The organism is Streptomyces sp. NRRL B-24572 (assembly GCF_002156145.1).
In the GTDB taxonomy this organism is placed as follows: Bacteria; Actinomycetota; Actinomycetes; order Streptomycetales; family Streptomycetaceae; genus Streptomyces; species Streptomyces vietnamensis.
The window spans coordinates 1-9,978 of record NZ_MWIG01000092.1 but is presented as its reverse complement, the minus strand read 5'-3'; the positions used below and the strand labels follow the sequence as shown (position 1 = coordinate 9,978).

At 73.1% G+C, this 9,978-nt stretch carries 11 protein-coding genes and 5 pseudogenes; 5 read left to right on the top strand and 11 right to left on the bottom strand.

Annotated features, from left to right (window positions below):
• From CCN56_RS05980 to CCN56_RS05965, 4 genes and pseudogenes are all read right to left on the bottom strand, one after another.
• Positions 1-410: pseudogene (locus CCN56_RS05980) on the bottom strand (sensor histidine kinase); the annotation flags it as partial.
• Between the two features lie 31 nt (positions 411-441).
• On the bottom strand, positions 442-1,062 hold the full coding sequence (locus tag CCN56_RS05975) for a response regulator transcription factor (RefSeq protein ID WP_086824291.1): 621 nt from the start codon (positions 1,060-1,062) through the stop codon (positions 442-444).
• A 287-nt stretch (positions 1,063-1,349) separates the two neighbouring features.
• Positions 1,350-1,756 (bottom strand): annotated as a pseudogene (locus tag CCN56_RS05970) (phosphatidylglycerol lysyltransferase domain-containing protein); the annotation flags it as partial.
• A 171-nt stretch (positions 1,757-1,927) separates the two neighbouring features.
• Positions 1,928-2,158 (bottom strand): bacteriocin immunity protein, encoded by a 231-nt coding sequence (locus CCN56_RS05965; protein WP_086824295.1) that lies wholly within the window; start codon positions 2,156-2,158, stop codon positions 1,928-1,930.
• 115 nt (positions 2,159-2,273) lie between these two features.
• Here CCN56_RS05965 and CCN56_RS05960 point away from each other — a divergent pair.
• Together CCN56_RS05960 and CCN56_RS44245 are read left to right on the top strand one after the other, a co-directional pair.
• A pseudogene (locus tag CCN56_RS05960) lies at positions 2,274-2,618 on the top strand (IS5 family transposase); the annotation flags it as partial.
• A gap of 41 nt (positions 2,619-2,659) precedes the next feature.
• Entirely contained in the window at positions 2,660-2,863 is a 204-nt protein-coding gene (locus CCN56_RS44245; protein WP_256961786.1) for a hypothetical protein, read from the top strand.
• Between the two features lie 50 nt (positions 2,864-2,913).
• On the opposite strand, the gene CCN56_RS44240 is transcribed toward CCN56_RS44245, so the two are convergent.
• Positions 2,914-3,399 (bottom strand): hypothetical protein, encoded by a 486-nt coding sequence (locus CCN56_RS44240; RefSeq protein ID WP_256961787.1) that lies wholly within the window; start codon positions 3,397-3,399, stop codon positions 2,914-2,916.
• 173 nt (positions 3,400-3,572) lie between these two features.
• Positions 3,573-3,833 (bottom strand): annotated as a pseudogene (locus CCN56_RS44235) (helix-turn-helix domain-containing protein); the annotation flags it as partial.
• 119 nt (positions 3,834-3,952) lie between these two features.
• Between CCN56_RS44235 and CCN56_RS05940 the strand changes: the two are divergent.
• From CCN56_RS05940 to CCN56_RS43840, 3 genes are all read left to right on the top strand, one after another.
• Entirely contained in the window at positions 3,953-4,357 is a 405-nt protein-coding gene (locus tag CCN56_RS05940) for a heme-binding protein (protein ID WP_086824284.1), read from the top strand.
• 40 nt (positions 4,358-4,397) lie between these two features.
• Entirely contained in the window at positions 4,398-5,132 is a 735-nt protein-coding gene (locus CCN56_RS05935) for an MBL fold metallo-hydrolase (RefSeq protein ID WP_086824282.1), read from the top strand.
• Between the two features lie 79 nt (positions 5,133-5,211).
• A complete protein-coding gene (locus CCN56_RS43840) occupies positions 5,212-5,373 on the top strand; it encodes an anti-sigma factor (protein WP_373412830.1) in 162 nt (53 codons plus the stop codon).
• Positions 5,374-5,996: 623 nt separating this feature from the next.
• Here the strand turns inward: CCN56_RS43840 and CCN56_RS05930 are convergent.
• The 5 genes and pseudogenes from CCN56_RS05930 to CCN56_RS05910 all read right to left on the bottom strand — a co-directional run.
• Entirely contained in the window at positions 5,997-6,377 is a 381-nt protein-coding gene (locus CCN56_RS05930) for a hypothetical protein (protein ID WP_086824280.1), read from the bottom strand.
• Between the two features lie 127 nt (positions 6,378-6,504).
• The gene (locus tag CCN56_RS05925; RefSeq protein WP_179199704.1) at positions 6,505-7,206 is read right to left on the bottom strand and encodes an alpha/beta hydrolase; all 702 of its coding nucleotides are present in this window, start codon (positions 7,204-7,206) and stop codon (positions 6,505-6,507) included.
• 33 nt (positions 7,207-7,239) lie between these two features.
• A pseudogene (locus CCN56_RS05920) lies at positions 7,240-8,057 on the bottom strand (DUF1295 domain-containing protein).
• Positions 8,054-9,337: a cyclopropane-fatty-acyl-phospholipid synthase family protein gene (locus CCN56_RS05915; RefSeq protein WP_086824277.1), complete on the bottom strand. Its 1,284-nt coding sequence runs from the start codon at positions 9,335-9,337 to the stop codon at positions 8,054-8,056. The pseudogene CCN56_RS05920 and the gene CCN56_RS05915 overlap by 4 nt, the downstream one beginning before the upstream one ends.
• On the bottom strand, positions 9,334-9,978 hold a 645-nt coding region (locus CCN56_RS05910; RefSeq protein ID WP_143664436.1), incomplete at its 5' end, for a class I SAM-dependent methyltransferase. The genes CCN56_RS05910 and CCN56_RS05915, both read right to left, overlap by 4 nt.

Genomic DNA, 9,978 nt, shown 5'->3' with positions numbered 1-9,978 from the left:
GCCGTGGCGGGCGCTGGGAGGGGGACGGTCGGGCGGGTGGGGGCGGTGTTGGTGACGGTGACGCCGAAGTGGTGTGCGTCGTGCCACAGGCGTACCTCGGCGCCGGCTCCGGGGGCGTGCTTGCGCACGTTGGTGAGGGCTTCCTGGACCGTGCGGTAGACGGTGCGCTGGGCGGTGGTGCTGATGCCAGGAGGAAGCTCGCCGGTCAGGGTGGTCTCGATGCCGCTGTTGGCGATGAGCTGCTGGAGGTCGGCGAGGGTGGGCCGGGGGGTGAGTTCGGTTGCCTTGCCGCCTGAGGCGCGGAGCAGGGCGACCATGTGGCGGAGTTCGTCGAGGGTGTTCGCGCTCGGGGTGCGGATGGTGCGGGCGGTCTCGCGGGCGTCGGAGTCCTTGACGGCCATCCGCAGGGCGGTACGCGCCGCCAGAGTGCCCGCCCCCTGTTCATCGACCGTTGTCCCGCGCCGTGTTGTCGTCGTTGTGGGTGAGCAGTCCGGCGCGCTCGGCGAGGAGTGTGGCCTGGACGCGGCTGGTGACCCGCAGCTTGGTCAGGATCGAGCTGACGTGGTCCTTGACGGTGCCCGTGCTCAGGTGGATGCGGGTGCCGATGTCGGCGTTGGAGAGTCCTTCCGCGTCCTGGGGTGCTCCTGCCCCCGGGTGGCTGCGGAGCAGCGCGCGTGATGCCTTCGGCGACATGACGACGCCGCCCGCGGCCAGGGTGCGGACCAGCTGGGCGAGCCGCTCGGGCTCGGTGTCCTTGAGCAGGAAGCCGGAGGCTCCCGAGCGCAGTGCGGTCAGGATGTACTCGTCGGTGTCGAAGGTGGTCAGCATGGCTGCGTGGGGCGGTTCGGGCAGCGTCCGGATCTGCCGCAGCACGGTCAGGCCGTCCACGTCCGGCATGCGGATGTCGAGGAGCACGACGTCCGGCAACTCGCGCCGGACCACGTCGGCGGCCTGCGCCCCTTCCGCGGTCGCCACGACCTCGATGCCGTCGGACGCGTTCAGGATCATCCGGAAACCGGACCGCACCAGGGCCTCGTCGTCCACCACCACTACCCGGATCACCGGCGTCCCGCATCACACTCTCGTCTGCGCTGTCCCGCTGCTCGGCGCCCCGTGCGTCCGGGGGTCCCGCGTGCTCGTACGGGTTCGCCTGACGTCGACCGTACGCCGGGCAGGGTACGTGGTGACGTGATCACCCACCGACTGCGGACACCCGGCGGGTCGGCTCCAGCCGTTCGGGGGGTGCGCTCCGGCCGGTCGGCAGGCCGGCGGGCGAGGCTCGGCGAATGGCGCCTGCCGTGCTCGTACCGTGGGATCGGTCCGCGGGCCCGCGCTGGGTCCGAGGGCCGCAGCCGATGTCGTCCGTAGACCACTCCCGCTTCCTCGGACGCCCCCATCACGGCCGGGACCCAGGCGTGCGCCCGTGCTTCGGCGAGCCAGGCGTCGATGGCGCCCGGCCATGCCTCGGGATCTCCGACGGGGTCGCCGGAGGCCAGGGAGACGCCGTTGACCACGCGGTAGGTCACGGCCGCCTTGCCGCTCGGGGAGAAGACGGCCGCCTTGTCGCGGCGCAGGGCGAAGCAGCTCAGGGAGTCCCGCTCGCCGTGCCGGTCGAGGAGGGCCCGCAGCCGGGCCTCGTCGTCCTCGGTCAGCACCACCCGGCCCCGGGGGAGCGGAACGCCACGTACAGCACGCTCAGGAAGACCAGCACCGCCGTCACGTTGAGCGTCCCGTCGCCCCAACCGGGCACCTGGATGAGACGGGCGGCCTTCTCGGACGGGTCCAGCGTGACACCGTCGAGCGGGCGATCAACCGGCTGAAGCAGCACCGAGCGGTGGCCACCCGCTACGACAAGCGCGGCTACGTCCACCTCGGCACGGCCACCGCAGCAGCCCTCACGATCTGGCTCCGAAGCTAAGCGCCGACCTCACAAGGCGATCGGCCGATAGGCCAGGGCCTGATCAACCACTTCAGCGGCCGCGGGATCCCGCTCTGGCGGACAGAAGATCAAGTCACTGACGTGGCCAGTTGGGCATGCCAGAGCTCTGTCGAGCATGTCCAACCATCCGTCCGCCTCCTCTTCGGAGGTGTAGTCCGCATCCATGATCCGCTGCACGAGGGCAACGGCCTCATTCCGGCTCATCTCCACTGCACTCATCACCCCCACTGTTGGGTCACCCTAACGAGGCGAGTGATCGGCCGGACAAGTCCTAGTACTCCAGTGAGAGTTCTTCGTTTTCCCTGGTCAGCGGCCTGGTGGTGGCGAGTGTAGCGGGCGGGGAGATCTCACGGATGCCGGGTGGGAGCGGCTGCGGCCGTTCCTGCCGGTCAGCAACAGGCGTCGTGGCTGGTGGCGGGACCATCGGCAGGTGATCGACGGGATCCTGCACCGGGTGCGGACCGGTGTGCACTGGTGTGACCTGCCCGAGCGGTTCGGCCCGTGGAAGACGGTCTACGAACGCCACCGGCTGTGGTCGGCCGACAGGACCTGGGAGCACCTGCTCCAGCAGATTCAGGCGGAAGCGGACGCGGCCGGCGACATCGACTGCGACACCTCGGTCGACTCCACCATAGTGCGGGCCCGCCAGCACGCGGCCGGCGCCCGCACCAACTCGCCGCCGGCCCTCGCGCCAAAGGGGGCTGGACCAGGAGAGTGCGGTTGCACGGCCGGGCGACCGCGCACGACCTGCACCGGCTGTTCCGGGACACCGCGTGGCGGCCGTACCGCGAGAGCGGCCCGGAGCCCGAAGAGCTCGAGCGGATGAAGGAGTTGACGGACCGGATCAATCCGATGGTGGTGCAGGCGCTGGTGACGGCCTTCCAGCGGTCGCTGGCGGAGGAGCTGGCCCGCCCGGCGGAGTGACCCGGCAGGCGGGACGGGCACCGCGCCGGAGGCCGGTCGCCACGGGCCGGTCAGCGCTCCACCGCCGGCCGGCCCGCCCAGGCGCACAGGAAGTGCAGCGCCTGCTCGGCGGGGCTGCCCGGCGGGGCCGTCCACACCACCAGCGACCGCTCCTGCTGGGCGTTGAACGTCAGTGCCTGCCAGTCGAGTTCGAGGTCCCCCACCAGCGGGTGGAGGAACGTCTTCCGCCCCCGGTCGGCACCCCTGACCGCGTGGCCCGCCCACAGCCGGCGGAAGTCGGCGTCCTGTTCGGTCAGTTCGGCCACCAGCCGGTGCAACTGCCCGTCCCCGGGCCGTTCGGCAACTTGCAGGCGCAGCCGGGCGACGGCGTCCTCGGCGGCGGCCGGCCAATCGGCGTAGCGGGCCCGGAACGCCGGCTCGAGGAACAGCAGCCGTACCAGGGTTCTTTCCGCGGGCGGGAGTTTGGCGAAGTCGAGGAAGAGCGCGGCAGCCGCGGCGTTCCAGCCGAGGATCGCGTTGCGCGGCCCGAGTACCAGCGCGGGGGCGGCGCCCAGTCCGGCCAGCAGCGCCCGAGTGGCGGGGTCGAGAGCCTGGTCCGGTCCGGCCGGGACCGCAGTCGGACGGGCGGGCCGGACCGGGCCAGAGCGCGCAGGTAGGCTAGTTCGTCCCGGTCCAGCCGCAGGGCCCGGCCGACGGACGCCAGTACGGCCTCCGACACGCCGGTGCTGCGGCCCTGTTCGAGCCGGGTGTAGTGATCCACGCCGACGTCGGCGAGTTGGGCGACCTCCTCGCGGCGCAGCCCCGGAACGCGTCGGAACCGGCCGCTGTCGGGCAGGCCGACCTCGGCCGGGGTGAGGGCGGCCCGTCTGCTCCGCAGGAACTCCCCGAGCGGGCCGCCGCGCTTACGCCCGTCCCCGCGCCCGTCCGCGTGTCCGCGCCCGTCACCGTCCCTGTCCCCGTGTCCGCTCATGGTGGTGATTGTCGCGGACGGCGGGGGTGCGGTTCCTGGGTGTGGCCGACCCTGGAACCGCCACAGAGCCGGGAAGAGGGTGGGGGTGTCCGACTGTCGTCGCTCTCCTGGGAGTTCCCGTGTCCGAAACCGCGCTCACCCTGCAGGATGCCGTCCGCCGCGCCGAGGCGGGCATCGCCGCCGCGTCCGGTCTTGACCTGGCGGTGAACCTGGCCGTCGTCGACGCCGGCGGCCACCTGCTGCACTTCGCCCGGATGGACGGCGCCCTGCTCGGCTCGATCGACCTCGCGCTGCGCAAGGCCCGCACCGCCGCGCTGTTCCGGGCGCCCAGCAGCGTGCTCGGCGGGCTCTCCGCTCCGGGCGGGCCCTGCTACGGCATCGAATGGACCAACGACGGCCTGGTCTCCATCGGCGGCGGCCTGCCGATCACCGACCCCGCCGGCCGGTTCCTCGGCGCGGTCGGCGTCTCCGGCGGCACCGCCGAACAGGACGTCCTGATCGCGCGAGCCTGCACGGCGAACTGACCCCCGCACCCCCACCCGTTCCGCCCCACCGGGAGAAACCGTGAAACTCGCACCCCACCTGCACCGCCTCGGGAACGACCTCGTGGCGTGCTACCTCATCGACACCGACGAGGGCATCACGCTCATCGACGCCGGACTGCCCGGCCACTGGCGGGACCTCCAGCGGGAACTCCGCTCGCTCGGCAAGTCCGTCGACGACGTCCGCGGCCTCGTGCTGACCCACGGCGACTCCGACCACATCGGTTTCGCCGAGCGCCTGCGCGGCGCGCACGGCGTGCCGGTGTTCGTGCACGCCGCCGACGCCGACCGCGCCCGAACGGGCGCGAAGCCCGCGGTCGCGCTGGGCCCGTGGCGTCCGGGCCCGGCGCTCGGCTTCCTCGGCCACTCCCTCCGGAAGAACGCCCTGCGCACGCGCCACCTCGGCGCCGTCACCGAGGTCGCCGACGGCGACGTGCTGGACCTGCCCGGGAGCCCGGTGATCGTGGGGATGCCCGGGCACTCCCCGGGCAGCGTGGCCGTGCACGTCCCGCTCGCCGACGCGGTCGCCGTCGGGGACGCGCTGACGACCCGGCACGTCCTCACCGGGCGCACCGGCCCGCAGCCCGCGCCCTTCACCGACGACCCGGCCGAGGCGCTCGCCTCCCTGGACCGGATCGCCGGCCTGTCGGCGTCCTGGGTGCTCCCCGGCCACGGCGCCCCCTGGCGCATCTCCCCGGACCGGGTGAGCGAGGCGGTCCGGGCCGCGTCGCGAGGACGCGGCCCGGCGGACACCTAGTACTCCAGCCGGACTTCTCCATTCCTGCTGGTCAGCGGCTTGGGAGTGGGGAGTGTAGCCGGGCTGCGGTGGCCGGGACGTGCGTCCCGCGGGCCTTCTGGACGACGCCGGCGACCGTGCGACACGCGTGCTCGAAGGCCCTCCGGGCAACGTGGTCGTCGTCGGTATCACCGTCGAACCGGTCGGCGGTTCCGCCCAACCGACCACCGAACCCCTCGGCGTCATCTCCGGCAGCACCTGAGCCACGAGCGAACCGAGCACACCTCGACCCGGTACGAGGAAGGTCCGGACGGCCGGGCCATGACGTCGCGCGCACTTGAACGCGTTGGGCCTGCTGATGGCGCAGCTGCCCCGGCGGGCGCCTCGGCGTCCGCGCCCCGTGGCCCCGGACGTGCGCTGGACGACAGGGCCGTCCGCAGGGTTGTCCAGGCCGGTTCTCCCCATTCCGGGGGCATGCCGTCCCGCTGCCGCATGACGCGCCGCGGACGGATTCTGGACCTCTCCCTCACCCTCCAGGTCATCCGCGGGACGAACTCCGGCGGCGTACCGGCACGCATGTCCGCCGTGGTGCTCCCTCCTGTCGAGGTTCTCCTCGTGCCTCGTCGGCTGCACACCCGGATCCATCTGACGGTCCGAAGCCCCCGCTTCCGGGGCGGCCTGAGGATCTGCGGTGCGCCACGCTCGGGGCTGAGGGCGGCGCTTGCCGGCGGTCCGGGAGATGACCACGAGGCGAGGCGCCTGGTTGCGGTGGGTGCCGTGTCTGGGCCGCGGTCTCCGGCCTCGCCCGCTCGCGCCGCCCCGCCGCTCGGGTTCCGGGGAGAGGGGGTCGTGGGTGCCGTCCTGCCGGAGTGAGCGGGGAATCCGTCAGCTGTCGGGTCGCCCGGCCCGGCGGACGCTCAACGCCCAGAGCACGAGCGGCGCCTGGAGGGGGAGTCTGGCCAGTGCTGCCGCCCGGAGCGGGGCGGGGCGGTGGCGCCAGTCGTATGCCATCTTCACGTTCGCCGGGAACACGGCGGTGAACAGCCCGGCCGCGGCCAGCGCGCCCGCGCGTCGTGTGCGCGGGGCGGCGATCGCCGCGCCGACGGCGATCTCCGCAACACCGCTCAGGTGGGTCCACGTCCGGGGCGAGCCGGGCAGGCTTCGGGGCACGATGGCGTCGAACTGCCGGGGAGCGGCGAAGTGTGCCACTCCGGCACCGATCAGCATGCCGCTGAGCAGCCGGGCTGATGTCGTGGAAGGGGGCATGTCTCGTCTCTCGTCGATGGCGGTGCCCTACGGGCACAGCAAGTTACTCAAGGGTATGGCTCAGGTGCGGAAGACGGAACCCGTGCGCTCCCACAGGACGATCGCGGCCTGTGGACGGGTGCGACAGTCAGGGGCGGTCTCCAGGGCCGCCAGGACGGGCGAAGACTTCCGCGCTGTCCGTCGGTGCTTCGGGGAAGGGAGCGAGTCCGAGGAGAGCCGCCGCCGCTTCTGCCGTGAAGCGTTGCCACTGGCGGGCGTCACGGATCATGGCGTGGCCGCCTCTGGGCATCGCGATGCCTGCAACGCGGGCCCCTGCGGTGCGGGCGCGGGCGAGGAAAGCCCAGGTGTCCGCTGCGGAAGTGACCCGGTCGGCCTCGTCGTGGAGCGCGACGACCGTACGGTCGTGCAGGTGCGCCGTGGGCTCGCCCGGCGGACACCAGGGGGCGAGTGCGACGACGCCCTTGACGTCGGGGTCGCCCGCGGCGCGCAGCGCGGCCCGCCCGCCGAGGGAGTGACCGATCAGGACGACAGGCACGGAGCCGGTGAGCGCCCGCAGTTCGTCCAGGGCCCGGCGCGTGTCGGTCACCGGGTGAGCGTGATGGCCGTTCCAGCCGCGGTACTGGTAGCGGACGTGGGCGACGAGGACTCCCTCGTGCGCTGTGGTGCGCGCGATCGCGGTGGCGAAGGGCCGCATCCGCCACGCGGGCAGGTTCACCGGGGGGAGCGGCCGCAGGTCGTCCGCCCGGCCGCCGTGCAGGACGAGGACCGCCGCCTTCGCCCGGGAGGGCGGCGTTCCGGTGAAGAGGGGCAGCAGGGCCGGTCGTGGCACCCGATGCGCGTTCGCCGCTGACCTGGGCACTGGCTACCTCCCGGGCCGTGGAGCGTTCCGGCGGGGCGGTCGAGGGAGGAAGCCGCTGGTACGGGCGGCGTATGCGGGGTAGCCGGGACGGTCGGCCATGTGTTTCTCCAGGAGGCGTCTGCCGCTGCCGACGGTGAGCAGCGGGGTCATCAGGACAGGGGAGACGAGGACGGCCAGGGCCGGCTGCCATGTGGTGCAGGCGAGCAGGTACAGGCCCCACCACACGAGGCTGTCACCGAAGTGGTCGGGGTGACGTGTCCAGGCTCGCAGGCCCTGCTCCATGATCCGGCCGCGGCCGACCGGGTCTTCCCTGAACCGCGCCAGTTGGCGGCCGCCGACGGCCTCGAAGGTGAGCCCGAGCGCCCCCACCGCGATCCCGCAGAAGGCCAGGTGCCCAGGGGCGCGGAGCTGTAGGAGGCCGTTTGGACGGGCAGAGAGATCAGCCGGACGAGGGCCGCCTGGCCGAGGTAGACGGTGCGCAGCGCGTGGAGGGTCCGGTTGCCGGGGGCCTTGTCGAGGAGAGCGGTGTAGCGGGGATCCTCGCCGTGGCCGCGGGAGCGCCGTGCGATGTGACCCGCCAGGCGTAGCCCCCAGACGATCGTCGCCGCGGCGACGAGCAGGCGGCCGTCGTCGCCGCGGTCGGCGGACAGCAGCCAGGTGACGGCGGCGACGGCGCTGAAGGCAAGACCCCAGGCGATGTCGACGATCCGGTGCAGCCCGCGGCGTACGGCGACGGCGAAGGTGGCGAGGAGCACCGCCGCCGCCGTGGCAGCGCAGGCTGCGAGGTTGACGGTGAGGGTGCCCCAGTCGGTGCCGTTCACGATGCGGTCGCCGGGACGTACCAGGCGGTGGGGGTGGCCGGCATGGCCGACGCTCCTTCGCGGGTGGGGCGGACGGCGAGGATCTGGTCGACGCCCATGCGGCGTTCGGCGAACGCGAGCGACGCTCCTGCCAGGTAGAGGCGCCAGACCCGGGCGGCGGTCGTTCCGACGAGGTCCTCGACGTCGCTCCAGCGCCGTTCGAGGGTGGAGCGCCAGGCGTCGATGGTGGTCGTGTAGTGCTCGCGGAGCGATTCGACGGAGCGGGTCTCCAGGCCCGCGGTCTCCAACAGGTCCACGGTGCGGCCGACCGGGCGCATGTGCATGTCGGGGGCGATGTACGTCTCGATGAAGGCGCCTCCGCCGGGCGCGTGGGCGCCGCGGGACATCTGCTGGATCAGGAGGCGGCCCTCGGGGCGCAGCGTGCCGTGCAACTTGGCGGCGAAGGCGGGGTACTCGGCGTCGCCGACGTGCTCGCCCATCTCGACGGCGGCCGCGGCGTCGTAGCCGCCGCCGTCGATGTCCCGCCAGTGCCGCAGCTGGACGTCCACGCGGTCGGCCACTCCCTCGCGGACGGCCCGCGCGGTGACGAACTCGTGCTGGGAGCGGGAGAGAGTGACGGCGGTGACGCGAGCCTTGTGTTCGCGTGCAGCATGGACGGTGAGGGACCCCCAGCCACAGCCGACGTCCAGCAGTCGGTCCCCGGGACCCAGGCCGAGCTTGCGGCAGATCAGGTCGAGTTTGTCGCGCTGCGCGTCGGCCAGCGTGTACGCGGGATCATCGGGCCGGGTCCAGTAGGCGCAGGAGTACGCCATCGACTCGTCGAGGAGGAGGGCGTAGAAGTCGTTGGAGAGGTCGTAGTGGTGGCTGATCCCCGCATGGTCCCGCGAGACGCTGTGCAGGCCACCGGTCAGTCGTGCCCGCCCGTCGGGGCGCTTCGGGGGTGGGCCGACGGCACCGAGGCGTACCGCCAGGGCGGTGGCCGCGGCCATGCCCGCCGGTCCGGGGCGTGCCGAGGGCCGGTCACGGACGTTTCGGCCGGCCTGGGAGAGGGCGTCGGCCAGGTCGCCCTCGACGTCCAGGTCACCGGTGACGTAGGCCTCGGCGAGGCCGATCTCGCCCGGCTGCCACACCAGGCGGCGCAGGGCGTCGGGCGAGCGGAGCACGACCAGGGGTGCGTCCGGCGGGCCTGCCTGGCTGTCGTCCCAGGCCCGCAGGCGCACCGGGAGCGGCCCCGGGAGGAAGTGGCCGAGGAGTTGCGCGAGGCGGTCGGCGGCGCTCATCGGGGGGTTCCTTCGGTGAGGAGGAGCTGGCGGACGTCGAGGTGGCGGGAGCGGAATCCGGCTTCCGAGTAGGCGAGGTAGAACTCCCACATGCGCTGGAAGACCGGGTCGAAGCCGAGGCCGGTGACGGCGGGGCGGTGGGCGGTGAACCGTTCCCGCCACAGGCGCAGTGTCTCGGCGTAGTGGTCGCCGTAGCCGTCGTCGGCGGTGGTGGTCAGCCCGGCGGCGGCGGAGTGCTCGGCGATGGCTTCTCGGGAGGGGATCAGTCCGCCGGGGAAGACGTACTTGCTGATGAAGGTGTGGGTGGCGGCGGTGTGGAGCATCTGCCGGTGGCCCATGGTGATGGCCTGCAGGGCGATCCTGCCGCCGGGGGCGAGCGCGCGGCGCAGGGCGGTGAAGTAGGAGGGCCAGTACTCGGCGCCGACCGCTTCGATCATCTCGACGCTGATGACGGCGTCGTGGCGGCCCTCGATGTCGCGGTAGTCGCGCAGCTGGACGTCGACCCGGTCGGAGAGTCCGGCGGCCGCGATCCGCTCGCGGGCCAGGGCGGCCTGTTCGGCGGAGAGGGTCAGGGTGGTGACCCGGGCACCGCGCGCGGCGGCCCGCAGGGCGAGTTCGCCCCAACCGGTGCCGATCTCCAG